The sequence below is a fragment of the Actinomadura rupiterrae genome, from assembly GCF_024172125.1.
In the GTDB taxonomy this organism is placed as follows: domain Bacteria; phylum Actinomycetota; class Actinomycetes; order Streptosporangiales; family Streptosporangiaceae; genus Spirillospora; species Spirillospora rupiterrae.
Genome location: NZ_JAMZEA010000016.1, coordinates 14,214 through 32,627 on the forward strand (window position 1 = coordinate 14,214; position 18,414 = coordinate 32,627).

Annotated in this window: 17 protein-coding genes; 5 read left to right on the forward strand and 12 right to left on the reverse strand. The window is 72.8% G+C overall.

What is annotated here, in order from left to right:
- Positions 1 to 632: 632 nt before the first annotated feature.
- The 4 genes from FHU30_RS40565 to FHU30_RS40580 form a co-directional block, all read right to left on the reverse strand.
- Complete coding sequence (locus FHU30_RS40565) at positions 633 to 953, reverse strand: histone-like nucleoid-structuring protein Lsr2 (protein WP_253883042.1); 321 nt, start codon at positions 951 to 953, stop codon at positions 633 to 635.
- 587 nt (positions 954 to 1,540) lie between these two features.
- Entirely contained in the window at positions 1,541 to 2,026 is a 486-nt protein-coding gene (locus tag FHU30_RS40570; RefSeq protein WP_253883043.1) for an RDD family protein, read from the reverse strand.
- Positions 2,016 to 3,002: an RDD family protein gene (locus FHU30_RS40575; RefSeq protein ID WP_253883044.1), complete on the reverse strand. Its 987-nt coding sequence runs from the start codon at positions 3,000 to 3,002 to the stop codon at positions 2,016 to 2,018. Before FHU30_RS40575 ends, FHU30_RS40570 begins: the two co-directional genes overlap by 11 nt.
- A 3-nt stretch (positions 3,003 to 3,005) precedes the next feature.
- Entirely contained in the window at positions 3,006 to 3,536 is a 531-nt protein-coding gene (locus tag FHU30_RS40580; protein ID WP_253883045.1) for an amino-acid N-acetyltransferase, read from the reverse strand.
- Between the two features lie 507 nt (positions 3,537 to 4,043).
- On the opposite strand from FHU30_RS40580, the gene FHU30_RS47480 reads away from it, so the two are divergent.
- The gene (locus FHU30_RS47480; protein ID WP_253883046.1) at positions 4,044 to 5,465 is read left to right on the forward strand and encodes a C40 family peptidase; all 1,422 of its coding nucleotides are present in this window, start codon (positions 4,044 to 4,046) and stop codon (positions 5,463 to 5,465) included.
- A gap of 338 nt (positions 5,466 to 5,803) precedes the next feature.
- Here the strand turns inward: FHU30_RS47480 and FHU30_RS40590 are convergent, their stop codons facing one another.
- Positions 5,804 to 6,034 (reverse strand): LuxR family transcriptional regulator, encoded by a 231-nt coding sequence (locus FHU30_RS40590; RefSeq protein ID WP_026414168.1) that lies wholly within the window; start codon positions 6,032 to 6,034, stop codon positions 5,804 to 5,806.
- A 464-nt stretch (positions 6,035 to 6,498) separates the two neighbouring features.
- On the opposite strand from FHU30_RS40590, the gene FHU30_RS40595 reads away from it, so the two are divergent.
- Both FHU30_RS40595 and FHU30_RS40600 read left to right on the forward strand, forming a co-directional pair.
- Positions 6,499 to 7,617 carry a LacI family DNA-binding transcriptional regulator gene (locus FHU30_RS40595; protein WP_253883047.1) on the forward strand — a complete coding sequence of 373 codons (1,119 nt, stop codon included), beginning with the start codon at positions 6,499 to 6,501 and terminating at the stop codon, positions 7,615 to 7,617.
- 147 nt (positions 7,618 to 7,764) lie between these two features.
- A complete protein-coding gene (locus FHU30_RS40600; protein WP_253883048.1) occupies positions 7,765 to 9,129 on the forward strand; it encodes a cytochrome P450 in 1,365 nt (454 codons plus the stop codon).
- Here FHU30_RS40600 and lysX read toward each other — a convergent pair.
- Complete coding sequence (gene lysX / locus FHU30_RS40605; protein WP_253883239.1) at positions 9,116 to 10,570, reverse strand: bifunctional lysylphosphatidylglycerol synthetase/lysine--tRNA ligase LysX; 1,455 nt, start codon at positions 10,568 to 10,570, stop codon at positions 9,116 to 9,118. The two genes, FHU30_RS40600 and lysX, sit on opposite strands and share 14 nt — an antisense overlap.
- Before the next feature lie 188 nt (positions 10,571 to 10,758).
- Here lysX and FHU30_RS40610 point away from each other — a divergent pair, with 188 nt between their 5' ends.
- Positions 10,759 to 11,988: an MFS transporter gene (locus tag FHU30_RS40610; protein ID WP_253883049.1), complete on the forward strand. Its 1,230-nt coding sequence runs from the start codon at positions 10,759 to 10,761 to the stop codon at positions 11,986 to 11,988.
- A 14-nt stretch (positions 11,989 to 12,002) separates the two neighbouring features.
- Here FHU30_RS40610 and FHU30_RS40615 read toward each other — a convergent pair whose 3' ends face one another.
- The 6 genes from FHU30_RS40615 to FHU30_RS40635 all read right to left on the reverse strand — a co-directional run bounded on the left by FHU30_RS40615 (position 12,003) and on the right by FHU30_RS40635 (position 17,774).
- Positions 12,003 to 12,794 (reverse strand): type III pantothenate kinase, encoded by a 792-nt coding sequence (locus FHU30_RS40615; RefSeq protein ID WP_253883050.1) that lies wholly within the window; start codon positions 12,792 to 12,794, stop codon positions 12,003 to 12,005.
- 14 nt (positions 12,795 to 12,808) lie between these two features.
- Positions 12,809 to 13,666, reverse strand: coding sequence for a carboxylating nicotinate-nucleotide diphosphorylase (gene nadC, locus FHU30_RS47835; RefSeq protein WP_372504047.1), 858 nt, complete (start codon positions 13,664 to 13,666; stop codon positions 12,809 to 12,811).
- A 13-nt stretch (positions 13,667 to 13,679) separates the two neighbouring features.
- Positions 13,680 to 15,359 carry an L-aspartate oxidase gene (locus FHU30_RS40620; protein ID WP_372504048.1) on the reverse strand — a complete coding sequence of 560 codons (1,680 nt, stop codon included), beginning with the start codon at positions 15,357 to 15,359 and terminating at the stop codon, positions 13,680 to 13,682.
- Positions 15,360 to 15,500: 141 nt separating this feature from the next.
- Entirely contained in the window at positions 15,501 to 15,914 is a 414-nt protein-coding gene (gene panD, locus FHU30_RS40625; protein ID WP_253883051.1) for an aspartate 1-decarboxylase, read from the reverse strand.
- Positions 15,911 to 16,774, reverse strand: coding sequence for a pantoate--beta-alanine ligase (gene panC / locus FHU30_RS40630; RefSeq protein ID WP_253883052.1), 864 nt, complete (start codon positions 16,772 to 16,774; stop codon positions 15,911 to 15,913). The genes panD and panC overlap by 4 nt, the downstream gene beginning before the upstream one ends.
- 85 nt (positions 16,775 to 16,859) lie before the next feature.
- Positions 16,860 to 17,774, reverse strand: a complete 915-nt coding sequence (locus FHU30_RS40635; protein ID WP_253883053.1) for a Rossmann-like and DUF2520 domain-containing protein — start codon at positions 17,772 to 17,774, stop codon at positions 16,860 to 16,862.
- A gap of 304 nt (positions 17,775 to 18,078) precedes the next feature.
- Between FHU30_RS40635 and FHU30_RS40640 the strand changes: the two genes are divergently transcribed.
- Positions 18,079 to 18,351 (forward strand): hypothetical protein, encoded by a 273-nt coding sequence (locus FHU30_RS40640; protein WP_253883054.1) that lies wholly within the window; start codon positions 18,079 to 18,081, stop codon positions 18,349 to 18,351.
- Positions 18,352 to 18,414: the final 63 nt, after the last annotated feature.

Sequence of the window (18,414 nt, forward strand, 5' to 3'; positions counted from 1 at the left end):
GAGTCCGGAACGTCCGAACCTGTCCTTCCGCATGCTAGCCCGCCCCGAGGAGGCCGCCCGGTGCACTCCCACCAGAAGACGTTCCCCAGCTAAGCGCTGTTCATCCTCATCCAACTACCGCACTGATGCGGCATGTTCCCGCTACGCCGCGAGCGAACGGGCCCCTGCCAGGGCCGTCCGCGAGCGCCTCACCAGCACCTGTTCCGAGGGGTCGGGGCGGTCACGGGACAACCCTTCCGCACATCCGGCGGACGAATCGCCTCCCGGCTACGCCACAAGCGAACGGACGCCCCGCCCGGCACCGTCCGCGGACGGATTCAGGACAGATCCCCCGATCCGGATCCAGGACGCTCCCCCGACCGAATCGGCTCGTATCCGCCCGCCGGGGCGTGCCCGGTCCGGCCAGCGAAGCGTGCCGGGGCCGTCCGCCGGGGCGAGCCCGGTCCGGCCGGGAAAGCGAACGGCCCGCCTCGCGTCGCCGCGTGCGGCTGACGGTGGAAGGCGGGCCGGTCGGTCCGGACGAGCCGGTGAGGCCGTAGCGGTCCGGTCGGCGGGCCCCGATCACCCCTGCGGGAGAACGCTCCCGCTCCCGCCGACCCGGTTCCGGTCGGCCGCGTGGCCGACCGGCGCGGCTAGTTGGCGGCCTCGTACTTCTCGATCACGTTGGCCGGGATGCGGCCGCGCTCGTTGACCTTGATCCCGTGGGCCTTGGCCCAGGCGCGGATCTCGGCGCTGCGCTCGCGGCTGGACGCCCCGCGGGCCCGGCGGCGGCGCTGGGTGCCGGCCTTGCGCGAAACCTCCACGAACGGCTGAAGAGAATCCCGCAGCTTCTTCGCATTGGCGCTACTGAGGTCGATCTCGTAGGAGGCGCCGTCGATCGAGAACGCTACGGTCTCGTCCGCCTCGCCACCGTCGAGGTCGTCGACGAGAAGCACCTGAACCTTCTGTGCCATGAGGACAGACCTTTCAGACTGGAGCAAACTGCATTCGGCTGCAAAGATATACCGCGATCGGCGCCGATGACAATTCGACACCCGCGATGAACTTTGCTTGCCCCCCGGTAACTCATCGTAATCACGCCCCATCCGAATCGAGCATGATCCGGCGGATCCGGGCCGGAGCGGGCGTCCCATCGGCGAAAATCCGCGGCGGGTTGTTTGACGTGCGGGGCCCGATCGTCCCACGAGCCGCCGATTAACCCCGACGTAACGCCCCTAACCGCCCGCCGTAGCGGCGCGGGAAGCCGGACCGAAGTCGGACGGATGTCGGGCGTAAGTCGGTCCTAACTTGGGACTAAGCCGCAGGAACGGCGACCGTCCGGAGTCGCGGAAGTGATGCGGAACGGGTCCGGAACACCATCGCAAGAGCACGGTGAAGGTCACGCTAAGGTGACGCGAAGCCCGCGGCCCGGCGCGTCCGGCAAACTCTCGCCGCTTCGCTAACGGCCGCCGAAAGTCTCCAACGAAGCCGCCGCGCGCGCGTCCCGGGGGGATGCGGCGGCTTCCAACTCCCCCATGTAAGGGGATTTGCGCGCATTATGTCAATCGATGGTGTTCTTCACCACGGCGGTTCCGGCCAGCCGGTCGTGCACGGCCCTCCGCTCGGCGCCGCGGAACGCCGCTCCCGCGTTCACGACCCAGAAAATGCCGCCGAGGAGCCCGAGAACCGGAACGGGCCGCAACGCGATCGGAACCGCGTACACGGCCGCCCGCAACGCCGCCTGGGACGGGCTGGGGCGCGTCCCGTCCACGGTCACGACGCGGACGCCGGCGAACCGCTTGCCCACCGTCCGGCCCCACACGGCGAGCTGGACGGCCTCGTAGACCAGCAGGAAGGACGCGACGGCGGTCGGCGCCCAGCGGTCCGCCGTGCCGTGCGGCAGGGCCGCCCGGAGCACCAGCACCACGGGCAGGCCGACGATGAGCGTGTCCACGATCCGGGCGAGCAGCCGCTGCCCGGGGTCGGCGAGAAATCCGCCCTCTTCTTCCGCCGCGTCCTCGGTGTCCCCGGCCTGGTTAACCGCCATACCCCGACTGGCCGCTTTCGTAGGACGATCCATATCCCTGGTCGTAGCCCTGGTCATAACCCGCGTCCTCGTAACCCGCCCGTTCGTCGATGACGACGGTTCCGGCGAGCCGGTCGTGCAGGGCCTGGTGCAGCGGCTCGTCCCAGATGGCCCACAGATACGCCATCAGCGTGCCGCCCGCGACGAGCAGTTCGCCGGTGAACGCGTAGTCCCAGACCTTCACCGCGAGGATGAGAAAGAAGAACACGCCGATCTGGTAGCCGATGTTGTTGACCGCCGCGCGCCACACCGCGTGCGCCCCGCTGAGCGGTTCGCCCAACGGCTGCGCGCGGACGACGCCGATGCCGAGCCAGCGCTTCCCGAGCGTCCGGCCCCACATCGACAACTGGACGGCCTCGTAGAGGAACGGCAGGACGGCCATCACCGCGAACAGCGTGATGAAGATCGGCCAATTCCAGATCGCGCCCTCGTTGGCGGTCTTCTTGCTCGACCCGCCCGCGCCCGTCACGGCCAGGGTGATCGGCAGCACGAGCGCGAAACCGAATGCCGACACCAGGGCGCCGTCGATGAAACGCGCGCCCGCGCGGCGCAGGATCGGCGCCGGGACGAGAGCGGGAGGCTCGGTCTGCTCGTATTCATACCCCTGCGACTCATACCCTGCCGGGTCATAGCCGGACGACTCATAGCCGGACGACTCGCGCCCCGAGCCGGCATAGTCGGCGGTCTGGTTCGCGGCGCCCTCGTTCCAGGACGACGAACCGTCGCGTTCCCATTGCTGCGTCCGCGGTTGGGGGTCCCGCTGATCAGGTTGCCGTTCCCAATGCCCCCCTTGCTGCTGCGGCTGCTGCCATTGCTGCTGCGCGGGTTCGCGGGACGGCTGCCACTGCTGCGGCTGTTGCGGTCGCGGCGGGGAACCGTACGAGGGGTCGCCCTGGGACGGCGGTTCCTGCCGTCCCCGGCGGGGGAAGTCACTCATGGGTCAATCCTCCAGGCGGAGCAGCATCCGGGTGTTTCCCAACGTATTGGGCTTCACCCGGTCGAGGTCCAAGAACTCGGCCACGCCTTCGTCGTAGGAGCGCAGAAGTTCCTCGTACACCTCGTGCGACACGGGCGTTCCGAGGATCGGGCGGAATCCGTGGCGGGCGAAGAAGTCCACCTCGAACGTCAGGCAGAACACGCGCCGCACGCCGAGCTCGCGCGCGGTCTCCAGGAGTCGGCTGACGATCCGGTGCCCGACACCGCGCCGGCCGTGCGTCTTGTCGACCGCGACCGAGCGGACCTCGGCCAGGTCCTCCCACATCACGTGCAGCGCGCCGCAGCCGATCAGCGGCGGCCGCCCGTCCGGCCCGGCGGCCTGGAGGTCCTCGGCGACCCAGAACTCCTGGACGTCCTCGTACAGCGAGACCGTCGTCTTGCGCAGCATGCGCGGCCCGGGTCCGGCGTAGTGGCCGATCAACCGGGCGATCTCCTGGACGTCGGGCGTGCGGGCCCGCCTGATCACCACTTCCACAAGCAGGCGACGCTATCGGACTTCGCGGGTCCCGCGCCGTCCGGGAGCGGGTCGGGCACCGTCCGGAAGGGGTTTGCGGGGGGCCACGGGCCGGTCCGCGCCGGTCGGCGGGCGGAAACCAGCGGCGATGGACGACGAAAAGGGCCAACCGAACAAGCCGCCGAGGGGACGGACCAGGCAGTTCACCAGAAGGACGGCGCCCTGCCCGGCTTTTCGCATGTTCTGGTTGGCAACCCCTTCCGGCTCCACTAGTGTCCGGCTCTGACATCGGGTTTCGGAACGTGACCGACCCGATCCGCTGAGTATCCGGGCCGCAGCCGGCCGCCCGGTCACCGGGACCCGCCTTCGGCGACACCCACGGCGCGGCAACGGCCGCGCCGCCCGCCGGCCGCCGACCGGGTTGATCCGCCCCGCACGCGCGAACCGAATCGCGCCGCGAAGGGCGACGGGCCGCTCCCGCCCGAACCCGACAACCGGCCCGGTAAGCGGACGAGGAGAGGAGAACTGGTGGAGCCACCGCGCCCTGCTTCCCCTTCGCATGCCCGCGGCACCACGGGGCCGAACGGCCACGGCGCTCCGGGTCCGCACGCCCGCGGCGCCGCGGGACCGCACGCCCGCGGCGCCGCGGACGCTGCCCGTCCCGACGCAGGCCGTCCGGACGGCGGCTGTCCCGAGGCGGCCCGGCCGGACGCCGCCCGCCGGAAGTGGACCGGCCGCATGCCGGACCGCCGCAACGCCGCCCGTCTGAGCGAAGCACTCCAGGACCCCTTCCACCTGGGACCCCCGCGCCTGGGGCCCGCGCTCCGGAACCCGGTCCACCTGATCCCGCTCACGCCGAACCCCACCGGTCCCCGCCTCGGCCGTCCGCGCATCGCCCTGCCGACTTCGGGCCGCAGGCGGCGGATGCTGCGGGCCGCCGCGGTGGCGGGCCTCCTGCTCGCCGTGATGGCCGCGCACCCCACCACCCCGGCGGACGCGGAGCCGCGGCCCACCGGCAAGGTCCCGCAGGCGCCCGGCGACCCGTCCGGCGGCGCCCCCGGCAAGGCGCCGGGCGGCCCCGGCCAGGCGCCCGACGGCAAGGACCTGACCTCCCAGGCGTTCCGGCTCGCCGACCAGCTGGAGCAGCTCACCGAGCAGTACAACGGCCTCAAGGTGAAGCTCCAGGCGTCCCAGGCGGCCGCCAAGGGCGCGATCGCGAACGCGCGGCAGCAGCAGACGTCGCTCGGCGACATCCGCGGCCGCCTCAGCCGGATCGCCGCGACCAGCTACATGGTGGCCGGCGGCACCGACCCCGCCGTGTCGTTCGCGGTGACCCGCAACCCGCAGCAGATCCTCGACCGCGCCGCCACCCTGCGGTACTTCGCGACCCAGAACAGCGCGCAGTTCGTCGGCCTCATGCAGGCCATGCAGGCCGCCGACCGCGCGCGCAAGGCCGCGCAGGAGCGGACGCAGGAGGTCGGCGTCCTGCGCAGGGAGCTGGACGCGCAGCGCACGAAGATCACCGCCGCGTACGAGAAGATCCGCGGGCAGATCGTGAAGCGCGATCCCGCATCCCTCGCGAAGCTGCCGGTCATCGGCGACGACATCGGCGCCCGCGCGCTCCGGCTCGCGATGACCAAGATCGGCGACCCGTACGTCTGGGGCGCCGCCGGACCGTCCAGTTTCGACTGCTCGGGCCTGGTCATGTGGGCCTACGACCAGCTCGGCGTCAACCTGCCGCACTACACCGGGGACCAGTGGAACGCGGGCCGGCACATCCCCCGCGACCGGCTCCGCCCGGGCGACCTGGTCTTCTTCTACCCCGACCTGCACCACATGGGGATCTACGTCGGCGACGGCAAGATCCTGCACGCGCCGCACACCGGCGACGTCGTCAAGATCGACGACCTGGACGGCCGGCCGTTCGCCGGCGCCGTCCGCATCAGCTGAGCCCGGCCCGGCGGAGTACGCGCCTGAGCACGGCCCGGCGGAGTACGCGTCCGAGCACGGGTCGGCCGAGGATGAAACGGCTGGGCACGAGTCGGCCGGGTGCGGGTCTGCTGCACACGGGGCGGCCGAATCCGATCACCCGGCTTCCGGGGCGTGCGGCTCCGGAGGGGCTGACGGGCCTCGTCCTGCGGCGACGCCGGGGGCAGGGGACGTCACTGCCTCGGCGGGCGTCGCCGCCACGGGGTCGGACGGGGCGCTCGTCATGCGGCCGGGACGCCATCGGTGCGACGGTGCCGGGGAGAGGCGTGCCGCACCTCCCGGCCGGTTCGGTGTCGAAATCAGATCAGCTGCCTTCGGGCCGCCCACACAACGGCCTCGATAGGGGTGTTGACCTCGAGTCGGTCGCAGATGGTCCGCAACCGCCGGCGCAGGGTCCGGGCGCTCAGTTCGAGTTTGCGTGCCGCCACATCAGCGGTGACACCGCTGGCGATCTGCGCGAGGAGCTTGATCTCCTCCTCGTTCAACCGCAGCTCGTCGGTGCCACGACGTGCGAGTGTGGCCTGTTCCACTCCGTCCTCCCTCGTCCGTGGTGATGACCGCGGGGATGCAGCCGCCTGCTGCACAGGCACGGGTAGGCCGATGTCTACGCGTCGGGTTGCCGGGGCCCGGATCGCTCTGGGCCAGATCATCGATTACTGGGCTCGGCGTGCTTGGCCGGAGGTGGCCGCCTGCGGGAACGGGTCGCGGGACGGGGGAACTCCGGGTGACGATTCAGTCGTTGAGCGTCCGAACACCGGTGCGCCTCGCGGCGCGGAGGGTCCGACCGCACGGTCGCGGACGGGGCCGACGCGGCGGGGCTCGCCACGTCCGGGACGGGTCATGATCGCCAGCCATCCCAACCCACCCTTTCTCGGCCGATCCGACGACCCCCTGGGGTGAAGATCGTGAATCGTTTCAAGCTACGCTTCGGCTCGGAACGCTAGGCGGCCGGATCCGGCCCGTCAAGCGCCGATTGCGCACTCTGTGTGCTTGTATGGACGCGGCTAGTGACGGCCCGTTCGGGACTGTTCCGGCAGGCACACCACGACCTGCGAAAACAGTCCCGGGGCGGACGAGGAGTGAGTTGCCACAGACCAGTATCCGGGAGGTTGCGAGGCGTGCCGGGGTCTCAGTTGGGACCGTTTCGAATGTCCTAAACCGGCCAGACCTGGTGGCCGAAGCTACCCGTGACCGCGTTCGCGCGGCGATCCGGGAGCTCGGCTTCGTCCGCAACGAGTCCGCGCGACGGCTCCGGCAGGGGCCCGCCGCGCAGCCGGAGCCCCCCGCCGAAACCCCCGCCAGAGCTCCCGCCTACGGGGTCCTCGTCGAGGACCTCGCCAACCCGTACGCCTCCGATGTCGCGCGCGGCGCCGAGCGCGCGCTGAACAAGGCCGGCCGCGACGTGCTGTGGCTGTCCAGCGACCACGACCCCGCCAAGGAGCGCCGCGGCCTCGACCTGCTCGCCGCGCAGCGCGCCGCCGGCGTGCTGGTCATCCCGGTCGGCATGGACGACGCGGACATCGCGCGGCTGCGCGCCGCCGGCATGGCGGTCGTGCTGCTCGACCACGCCCGTCCCGGCGTCTGCTCGGCCCGCGTCGACCACGTCGCGGGCGGCGCCGTCGCCGCCGACCGGCTGCTCGCGCTCGGCCGGCACCGGCTCGCCTTCGTCAGCGGGCGTCCGGAACCCCGTCCGGTGGTCGACCGCAGGGAGGGCGCGGCGCGCACGCTCGCGGGCGCGCAGGCCGGTCCGCTCCCGCTGTTCACCATGGACGCGCTGACCCCGACCGCGGGCCAGGCCGCCGCGCGCCGGCTGCTCGCCCTGCCCGAGGTCCCGGACGGCGTGTTCTGCGCGAACGACCTGCTCGCCATCGGGCTCACCAACGAGCTGGTCCGGCTCGGCGTCCGGGTCCCGGACGACATCGCCGTGATCGGCTACGACGACATCGAGCTCGCCGCGTCCGCCGCGGTGCCGCTCACGACCGTCCGGCAGCCCCGTCGCGAGCTGGGCCGCGCCGCCGCCGAGCTGGCGCTGGCCGAGACCGCCGAGGGGGCGGCCCACCAGCACCGCCAGCTCATCCTGACCCCCGAACTGATCGTCCGCGACTCCGCCTGAGCCGCCTCCCGTTCCCCGCCGACTCCCCGCCATCCCCCGCCGCTCCCGACCCCGCCGATCGCCCCACCCAGACCAACGGCCGCGCCATGCCCTCGTTTCCGGACGGAGGCATTGACAGAACGCGGTTCGGTCTGGGTGGCTGGACCCATGACGACGACCGGCATGCCCGGGGCTCGGGCGATTCTGGGTTTCGATCCGTCCGATCCGGCATTCCGTGCCGATCCCTATGCCGAATACCGGCGGCTGGCCGAAGCCGGGCCTCTGACGCGCACCGACGCCGGGCTGTGGGTCACGGCGTCCTACGCGCTCTGCGAGGGCGTCCTTCGCGACCACCGCTTCGGCCACCGCCCGGACGGCGAGGGCGGCGCCTGGCGCCGCTCCCCCGGCGCGCGCCGCTCGTTCCTCACCATGGACCCGCCCGACCACACCCGCCTGCGCCGCCTCGTCGGCCGCGCCTTCACCGCCCGCCTCGTCGAACGCCTCCGCCCCCGAGTAGAAGCCCTGGTCGACGACCTCCTGGCAACCGCCGCCAGCCGTACACCCGCCGCCCCGCCCCCGGCCACTCCCGGCGCGACCAAAGCCACCCGCACAGGCGAGCCAGCGCGCGTGGACGAAGCGGCGCGGACGGACGAAGCGGCGCGGACGGGTGAGGCGGCGCGCGCGGGCGGAGAGGAAGGGCAGGGGGTCGAGCTGATTTCGGGGTTGGCCTATCCGTTGCCGGTGATCATTATCAGCGAGCTGCTGGGGGTGCCGGCGGAGGATCGGGAGCGGTTCCGGGGGTGGTCGGACGCGCTGGCGCGCGGGCTCGACCCCGACTTCCTGCTTCCGGCAGACGATCTGGCCCGGCGCGAGCAGGCGCGCGAGGAGTTCGCCGCGTACTTCCGCGAGCTGGCCGCGCGGCGGCGTGCCGAGCCGCGCGACGACCTGCTCAGCGCGCTGGCGGCGTCCTACGACGGCGAGGCGCTCACCGAGGCGGAGCTGCTGGCCACCTGCGTCCTGCTGCTGGTCGCGGGGCACGAGACGACCGTGAACCTGATCGGGAACGGCGCGCTGGCGCTGCTGCGGAACCCGGAGCAGCTCGCCCGGTTCAGGGCGCGTCCGGAGCGGACGGCCGCGGCCGTGGAGGAGCTGCTCCGGTACGACCCGCCCGTCCAGTTCACCGTCCGGGCGGCGCTGGAGGACGTCGAGCTGGCCGGGACGCCGGTCCGCAAGGGCGAGATGGTCCTGCTGCTGACCGGCGCCGCGAACCGCGACCCGTCCGTGTTCGCCGACCGTCCGGACGAGCTGGACCTCGCCAGGTACGAGAACGCCGAGACCGCGCGCCATCTGGCGTTCGGCCTCGGCATCCACTACTGCCTGGGCGCGCCGCTGGCCCGCCTTGAGGGCGGGGTCGCGCTGCGGCGGCTGTTCGAGCACGACGTCGTCCCGGCGGGGAGCCTGGACGGCCCGTCCTACCGGGACAACATCGTGCTGCGCGGGCTCGCGGAGCTGCCGCTCGCTATTCGGGCTTGACCAGCGGGAACAGGATGGTGTCCCGGATGCCGCGGCCGGTGAACGCCATGATCATCCGGTCGATGCCGGCGCCCATCCCGCCGGTCGGCGGCATCGCGTACTCCAGCGCGCGCAGGAAGTCCTCGTCGAGCTGCATGGCCTCGGCGTCGCCGCCGGCGGCCAGCAGGGACTGCTCGGTGAGCCGGCGGCGCTGCTCGACCGGGTCGACCAGCTCGGAGTAGGCGGTGCCCAGCTCGGTGCCGAAGCCGATGAGGTCCCACTTCTCGGTGAGCAGCGGCTCGTCGCGGTGCTGCCGGGTGAGCGGCGAGGTCTCCAGCGGGTAGTCCATCACGAACGTCGGCTGGACGAGGGTGTGCTCGATCAGCTCCTCGAACAGCTCCTGGACGAGCTTGCCCTGCCCCCACTTGGCGTCCGGCGCGATGCCGTGCGCCTCGGCGATCTTGCGGACGGTCTCGATCGGGGTGTGCGGGGTGAGCTCCTCGCCGACCTTCGCCGACACCGCGCCGTAGAGCGTGATGCGCGGCCATTCGGTGATGCCCAGGTCGACCTCGGCGTCGCCGTGCCGCACCACGGTGGTGCCCAGCGCCGCGACGACGGCCTTCTGGTACATCCGCTGGGTGAGGTCGGCCATGTCGTTGTAGTCGAGGTAGGTGCCGTACGCCTCCAGCATCGTGAACTCCGGGTTGTGCGTGGAGTCCGCGCCCTCGTTCCGGAAGTTCCGGTTGATCTCGAAGACCTTCTCGATGCCCCCGACGACGAGCCGCTTGAGGTACAGCTCGATCGCGATCCGGAGGTACAGGTCCATGTCGTAGGCGTTGATGTGGGTCTGGAACGGCCGCGCCGCCGCCCCGCCGTGGATCGGCTGGAGCATCGGCGTCTCGACCTCGAGGTAGCCCTCGTCGTGCCAGAAGTCGCGGACGGCGCGGACGGTGCGGCTGCGCAGCCGCGCCATGTCGCGGGCCTCGTCGTTGACGATCAGGTCGACGTACCGCATCCGGACGCGGGCCTCGGGGTCGGTGAGCCCGGCGTGCTTCTCCGGCAGCGGCCGCAGGCACTTGGCGGTGATCTGGAACGAGTCGGCCATGATCGACAGCTCGCCGCGCCGGGACGTGATGACCTCGCCGGTCACCCCGACGTGGTCGCCGAGGTCGACCTCGCGCTTCCAGAACTCCAGCTGCTCGTCGCCGACCTTGGCCAGCGAGAGCATCACCTGGATGTCGCCGGAGCCGTCGCGGATGGTCGCGAAGCAGAGCTTGCCGGTGTTGCGGACGAGCATGACGCGACCCGCGACGCCGACCGTCTCGCCGGTCTCGGTGCCGGGCTCCAGGCCGGGGTGTTTCGCCCGGACCTCGGCGATGGTCGCCGTCCGCGCGTAGCCCACGGGGTAGGGGTCGATCCCGGCCTCGCGGAGCCGGTCGAGCTTCTCCCGGCGCACCCGCATCTGCTCGGGCAGGTCGTCGTAGGTCTCGTCACTCACGACCCAAGGCTACCGACCTACCGCCCCTGGACGGGAATCGTCAACCGGCCTGTGGACAAAGGCTCCGCATGCGGGAGGACGGGCGCCGCCCACGTGACCGATAGGAATAACCGATTTCCGGACGGACCGGTTCATTGAGTAGACCAGAGTGCATGACGGCTCCCTCCCTCTCCCCCTGCCGCGCCCCCGCCGCCGAACGCCTCTCCGCCTGGGGCCCCGTCGCGCTCGCGATGTTCGGGGTCGGCTGGGGCGCGAACCAGTTCGCCTCCCTGCTCGGGCTCTACGCCGACCGCCTGCACCTGGGCGGCGGCGAGACCCGCACGATGTTCGCGATCTACGCGCTCGGGCTCGTCCCGGGCCTGGCGCTCGGCGGACCGGCGTCCGACCGGTACGGGCGCCGCCGCCTGGTGCTGCCGTTCGCGTCGGCGTCCGCGCTGGTCACGGCCGTGCTGATGGCAGGCGCGTCCGTCCCGTCCCTGCTCTATGCCGGACGCCTCGCCGCGGGCGTGGTCACCGGCGCGGTCCTCGCCGCCGGGACGGCCTGGGTGAAGGAGCTGGCCCCGCGCTCCGGCACCCGGATCACCGCGCTGGCGGTCTCGGCGGGCTTCGGCGCGGGCCCGCTCGTGGCGGCCCTGGTCGCCCAGTGGGTCCCGGACCCGCTGCTGACCGCCTACGTCCCGCACCTGCTGATCATGGCGGTCGCCGTCCCCCTCCTTTTCCGGACGCCCGAATTCCAGGCCGCTCCGCCGCAACCGCCCGAGTCCGCTCCGATCACGTCCGACACGATCGCGTCCGGCGCGAGCGCTGCCGATCCGGGTGCGGGCGTGGCGGGCAGGGGCTCGGGACGGGAGTTCTGGAGGGCGGTGGCGCCGGTGGCGATCTGGTCGTTCACGGCGCCGGTCAACGCGTTCGCCGTGCTGCCGATCGAGGTGCCGGTGCACCACCTGCGGATCGCCTACGCGGGCCTGGTCACGGCGATCACGCTCGCCGCCGGGATGGCGGCGCAGCCCGTGGCGCGGCGGCTGGAGGCGCGGCATCCGCGGCTCGTCGCGCGGACGGGCCTGACCCTCGCCGCGGCCGGTCTGGTCGTCGCGGCGCTGACCACGGCGACCGGGCTGCCCGAGCTGAACGTCGTCGCGGCCGTCCTGCTGGGCGCGGCGTACGGGTTCGTCCTCACCTACAGCCTCGCCGAGGCCGCGCGGATCGCCGCGCCGGGCGAGCTGGCCAGGCTGACCGCGATCGTCTACGCGCTGGTCTACCTGGGGATGTTCACGCCGCTGCTGCTGACCGCGCTGACCGCCCTGGCCTCGCTGACGGTGCTGCTCGGCGCGGGCGCGGCGCTCGCCGCGCTCAGCCTGGTGTGGATCTGGATCAAGGTCTAGAAGGACTGGAAGGTCTAGCCCGTCGTCCCGACGTTGCGCTCGTAGATCAGGCGCAGCCCGACCAGGGTCAGCCAGGGCTCGTAGTGGTCGATCGTGCGGGCCTCGTCCAGGACGAGCGGGGCGAGCCCGCCGGTGGCCAGGACGGTCACCTCGTCCGGGTCGTCCGCCAGCTCCTCCGACATCCGCTCGACGATGCCGTCCACCTGGCCGGCGAAGCCGTAGATCAGGCCGGACTGGAGCGCCTCGACGGTGTTCTTGGCGATCACGTTCCGCGGCCGCTGCAGCTCGATCTTGTGCAGCTGGGCGCCGCGCACCGACAGCGCGTCGATGGAGATCTCGATGCCGGGCGCGATCGCGCCGCCGACGTACTCGCCCTTCGCCGACACCGCGTCGAAGGTGGTGGCGGTGCCGAAGTCGACCACGACCGCCGGGCCGCCGTGCAGGTGCACGGCGGCCAGCGAGTTCACGATGCGGTCGGCGCCGACCTCCTTGGGGTTGTCCATCCGGACGGGGACGCCGGTCTTCACCCCGGGCTCCACGATCACCGCGGGGACGTCGCCGTAGTAGCGGCGGCACATCTCCCGCATCTCGTGCAGCACGGACGGCACCGTGGAGCACAGCGCGATGCCGCTGATGTCGGTGTCGGCGAGCAGCGGGCTCTGCTGGACCAGACCCTGCAGCACCACGGCGATCTCGTCCGCGGTGCGGCGCGGGTCGGTGTTGATCCGCCAGTGCTCGATGACCTCCTCGCCCTCGAACAGGCCGAGGACGGTCTGGGTGTTACCGACGTCGATGGTGAGCAGCATCAGGTCCCCGCTGATCAGGTGAAGTCAAGGCCGATGTCGAACACGCGCGCCGAATGGGTCAGCGCACCTACCGCAAGGTAGTCGACACCGGTCACGGCGACGTCTCGGGCCCCTTCGAGGGTGAGCCCGCCGGACGCCTCCAGCTCGGCCCGGCCGTCCACCAGCCGGACCGCCGCGGTCAGCTCGTCGGTGCTCATGTTGTCCAGCAGGATGGACGTCGCGCCCACCCGGACGGCCTCCTCGACCTGGTCGAGCGTGTCGCACTCCACCTGGATGTGCAGGGACGGGTAGGCCGTCCGGATCGCCGCGTACGCCTTGGTCACCGAGCCCGCCGCCGCGATGTGGTTGTCCTTGATCAGCGCCGAGTCGGACAGCCCCATCCGGTGGTTCACGCCACCGCCGCAGCGCACCGCGTACTTCTGGACGGACCGGAGCCCCGGCAGCGTCTTGCGGGTGTCCCGGACGCGCGCCTTCGTGCCGTCCAGCGCGTCCGCCCAGGCCCGCGTGGCGGTCGCGATGCCGGACAGGTGGGTCAGCAGGTTCAGCGCGATCCGCTCGGCCCGCAGGACGGCCCTGGTCGGCCCCGAGACCGAGATCAGGACCTGCCCCCGGAACACCCGGTCGCCGTCGGCGGCCTTCGCCTCGTGCTCGATGCCCAGCAGGTCGAACACGACCTCGGCGACGGGGATGCCCGCCGCCACGCCGTCCTCGCGCGCGGTGAAGTCGCCGGAGGCGCGCTCCTCCGGGCCGAAGATCGGCGTGCTGGTGACGTCCACGGCGCCGTCCTCGTCCAGCGCGGTGCGCACCAGCCGCTCGACCTCGTCCGGGTCGAGCCCGGCCGCCTCCAGGCGGTCCGCCAGCCTCGCGTCCATGCTCGGTTCCTCCTCAGCGCTCGAACTCGGTTTGAAGCGTCCCATCCCAGGTCAGGCGGGTCACCAGCCGCCCCCGCCAGTGCGCGTCGTCGCGCTCGGGGCGGTCCTCGCGCCAGTGGCTGCCGCGGGTCTCCTCCCGCCGCCGCGCGGCCGCCACGATCGCGCTCGCGACGGTGTGCAGGTTGACCGCCTCCCAGCCCGCGACGCCGGGCTCGCCCAGCTCTCCGGCGAGGGCCGCCAGCTCGCGGTCGGCGGTCGCGAGGCCGTCGGCCGTCCGCAGCACTCCGGCGTATTCGGTCATGACGCGCTGGATCCGGTCGCGTGCCGCTTCGGACCGCTCCACCTGGGGATGAGCGGCGGCGTCGTCCCGTCCGGGCAGGGGCTCGCCGGGCGCCGGGGCGTCCTCGGCGATGGCGGCGGCGATGCGCTCGGCGAAGACCAGGCCCTCCAGGAGGGAGTTCGACGCGAGCCGGTTCGCGCCGTGGACGCCGGTGCAGGCGACCTCGCCGCACGCGTACAGGCCCGGCACGGACGTCCGGCCGAACAGGTCGGTGCGGACGCCGCCGCTGGCGTGGTGCGCCGCCGGGAGGATCGGGATCGGCTCGGTCACCGGGTCGATGCCGTGGTGGCGGCAGGCGGCGAGGATGGTCGGGAAGCGGCGCTCCCACAGCTCGGCACCGAAGTGCCGCCCGTCCAGGAGCATGTGGGACGCGCCGGTCTCGCGCATCCGGTTCATGATCCCCTTGGCGACCACGTCGCGCGGGGCCAGCTCGGCCAGCTCGTGCCGCCCGACCATGAACCGGACGCCGTCGTGGTCGACCAGGTGCGCGCCCTCGCCCCGGACGGCCTCGGAGATCAGCGGCTGCTGCCCCCGCGCGCCCTCGCCGAGCCACAGCGGCGTCGGGTGGAACTGGACGAACTCCAGGTCGGCGGCCTCGGCCCCGGCACGCAGCGCCAGCGCCACGCCGTCGCCCGTCGAGACCTCCGGGTTGGTGGTGGCGGTGAAGACCTGGCCGAGCCCACCGGTCGCAAGCACGACCGCCCCGGCCCGGACGGCCCCGACCCCGCTCGGCGAGCCCTCTCCCATGACGTGCAGGGTGACCCCCGCGGCCCGGCCGCCGGAGTCCTTGAGCAGGTCGAGGACGAGCGCGTTCTCGATCGCCTCGATCCCGGCCTCCTTCAGCGCGGCGCGCAGCGCCCTGCTGATCTCCGCGCCGGTCGCGTCGCCCCCCGCGTGCGCGACGCGGCGCCGGTGGTGCCCGCCCTCGCGGCCGAGGGACAGCGCGCCCGCGGAGTCGCGGTCGAACGCCGTGCCGAGCTCGACGAGCCGCCGGACGGCCGCCGGGGCCTCGGTGACCATCATCCGGACGGCGTCCTCGTCGCACAGCCCCGCCCCGGCGGTCAGCGTGTCGGCGAGGTGCTCGTCCGGCGAGTCGGCCGGGTCCAGCGCGGCGGCGATCCCGCCCTGCGCCCAGCGGGTGGAGCCGGCGTCGAGCAGCGCCTTGGTGACCAGCAGCACGCGCTGCCCGCGCTCGTGGCAGCGGAGCGCGGCGACCAGGCCGGCGATGCCGGAGCCGATCACGACGGTGTCGGCGGTCCGGGTCCAGCCCGGCGCCGGGGCGGTGAGCGTTCGGGCGATGCCGGGCGTCCGCGGGGTGGTGGGCGTCCGGGTGGTGGGCGTTCGAGGGATCATGCGACCCTCCTCGGGAGGTGTTTTCGTCATTCTGACACTAACCCTCCCCCGCGGCGCTGTGAGACCCCCCACATACGCCGAACGCCGCCACCGGGACGGTGACGGCGTTCACGAACCCGCAGGTCAGGCGGACATCGGAAGTCAGAGGGAGTGGGCCGGACGGAGCTGGTCGGTGCCGGGGACCGGCTCGGCCGGGTCGTCGCCCAGCATGACGATCTTGTTCGCGCGGTCCACGTGCACCACGGTCGGCACGAACTCGCGGGCCTCGGCGTCGGTGAGCTGGGCGTAGCTGATGATGATCACCAGGTCGCCGGGCGACACCAGCCGGGCGGCCGCGCCGTTGATACCGACCACCCCGGAGCCGCGCTCGCCCGCGATCAGGTAGGTGGACAGCCGCGCGCCGTTGTCGATGTCCACCACGTCGACCTTCTCGCCGGGCAGCAGGTCGGCGGCGTCCAGCAGGTCGGCGTCCACGGTCAGCGAGCCGACGTAGTGCAGGTCGGCCTGCGTCACCGTGGCACGGTGGATCTTGCTCTTGAACATCGTCCGGATCATCGCGACTCCTTGCCGAACTCCAGGGGGACGTTGTCGATCAGGTGGGTGCTCCCCACCCGGCCCGCCACGGCGAGCACCGCCGGGCCGACGTGGTCCTCGGCCACCTCGGTGAACGTCGCGGGATCGACGAGCACCAGGTAGTCGAGCGCGAGCGGGGGCTCGGCCGAGGCCGCCTCCGCGAGCACGGCGCGCGCGGCGCCGGTCACGGCGGACGGTCCGCCGCCCAGCGCGTCCGCGCCGGCCCGGAGCGCCCGGGACAGCGCGAGCGCCGTGCGCCGCTCGTCCTCGGCGAGGTACCGGTTCCGGCTGGACAGCGCCAGGCCGTCCGGCTCCCGGACGGTCGGCCCGCCGACGATCTCGACCGGCAGGTCCAGGTCGGCGGCCATCCGGCGGATCATCGCCAGCTGCTGGGCGTCCTTCTCCCCGAACACCGCGACGTCCGGACGCACCAGGTTCAACAACTTCGCGACGACCGTGAGCATTCCGGCGAAGTGCCCGGGACGGGTCTCGCCCTCCACGACCCGGCCCATCGCGCCGGGCTCGATCGTCACCATCGGCTCGCGCGGGTACATGACCTCGCGGGTCGGCGCGAACACCAGGTCGACGCCCTCGGCCGCGCACGCCTCCAGGTCGGCGGCGAACGTGCGGGGGTAGCGGTCGAAGTCCTCGCCCGGCCCGAACTGGAGCGGGTTGACGAAGATCGACACGGCCACCGCGTCGGCGGCCCGCCGGGCGTGCCGGATCAGCGAGCGGTGCCCCTCGTGCAGCGCGCCCATGGTCGGCACCAGGGCGAGCGTCCCCCGGACGCCGGACCGCACGGCCGCCAGCTCCTCGCGGGTCTTAGCGATCACCGGTGTCAAGAATCCTCCACAGGGTCGGCCGCCGCTCCTCCAGCGGTCGGCGCGCACATCCCGGTCGACCGGCCGGGCCGGCCGGCGGGCCTGGTCAGTCCGCCAGCGCTTCCAGCAGGCGTTCGGCGTCCTCGGGCTTGAGCCGTCCCGCGGCCAGGGCCCGGTCGGCGGTGAGGCGGGCCAGCGCGATGTACGCGCGCCTGCTCTCCGGGGAGATCCGGCCCAGCTCGGCCACGTGCTCGGCGACGGTCCCGGCGTCGCCGCGCGCGACCGGGCCGGTCAGGCCGTCGATGCCGAGCCGCAGGCCGTTGTCCAGGGCCGCGCCGAGCAGGGGGCCGAGCATCCGGCCCGGCTCGTCCACCCCGGCGGTGCGCAGCAGGTCCATCGCCTCGACGACCAGCGTGACCAGGTGGTTCGCGCCGCTCGCGAGGGCCGCGTGGTAGAGCGGCCGGCGCTCCTCGGCGATCCACACCGGCTCGCCGCCCATCTCCAGCACCAGCGCCTCGGCGACCGGGCGCAGCGGCTCCGGCGAGGTCACGCCGAACGAGATGCCGGTGAGGCGGTTCACATCGTCGGGACGCCCGGTGAAGGTCATCACGGGGTGCAGCGCCAGCGGGAGCGCCCCGGCCTCGGTCAGCGGGTTCAGCACCGCCGCGCCGTACCGGCCGCTGGTGTGCGCGACCAGGCGGCCCTCCAGCGGCGTCCCGGTGGCGACGAGGCCCGCGGCCAGCTCGGGGAGCGCGTCGTCCGGGACGGTCAGCAGCACCAGCTCGGACGCGGCGACCACGTCCCTCGGGTCGGTGACCTCGGCCTCGGGAAGCCGCTCCTCGACCCGCAGCCGGGACGCCTCGGACACCGCCGAAGCCGCGACCACGCGGTGCCCGGCCCGGCCGAGCGCGACGCCGAGCGCGGTGCCGACCCGTCCGGCGCCGACGACGCCGACGCTGAGCCGCGCCGGGCGGTCCGCCGGGTCGGGCAGCCCGAAATCGGGCATGGCAGATGCGTTCATGGGATTCGTTCCAGTCCTCAAGGTAGGTACCGGACGTGCGGAACCCAGCGTACCCGTGGGTCGCAAGGCGTCCGGAACCGCTGCGCCATCGCAGCAGGGTGACCATACGACTACTTGTGGTGACCGGAAACCACGCCGCCCCGCCACACTTGCCCCGGCGCTCGCGACCACCCCTTGCCACTGGTCGCGCACCGGGCGTAACTCTTGGGATGTGACGGCCGTCACGAGCAGGTACGGCGAATGCCAGTCGGCAGGAGCCGGTCAGACGGAAGGGCGCTCCGCCCACGACGAGATGGAGCACACCGTGATCAGGACCGTTCTGAAGACCGCGACCGTCGCCGCGACCATCGCCGGGGCCACCTTCCTGGCCGCCCCCGCGAACGCGAGCACGCACAACCACAACCACGGCACCGCGAACGGCAACAACGTGAACTTCATGATCGTCGGAGGTTACGGCGTGACCTGCGGCTCGGTATCGCTGTCCAGCCAGTCCGGCACCTCGTGCAACGGCAACGGCGTGCACAACCTCGCCAACCACAGCGACGCCGAGGGCTTCGGCGGGGCGTTCGACCGCTGATGCGGCGGTAGGGGAGTTCGCGCGGCCCCCATCCGCGCGAACTCCCCTTCTCCTCGCCTCCCG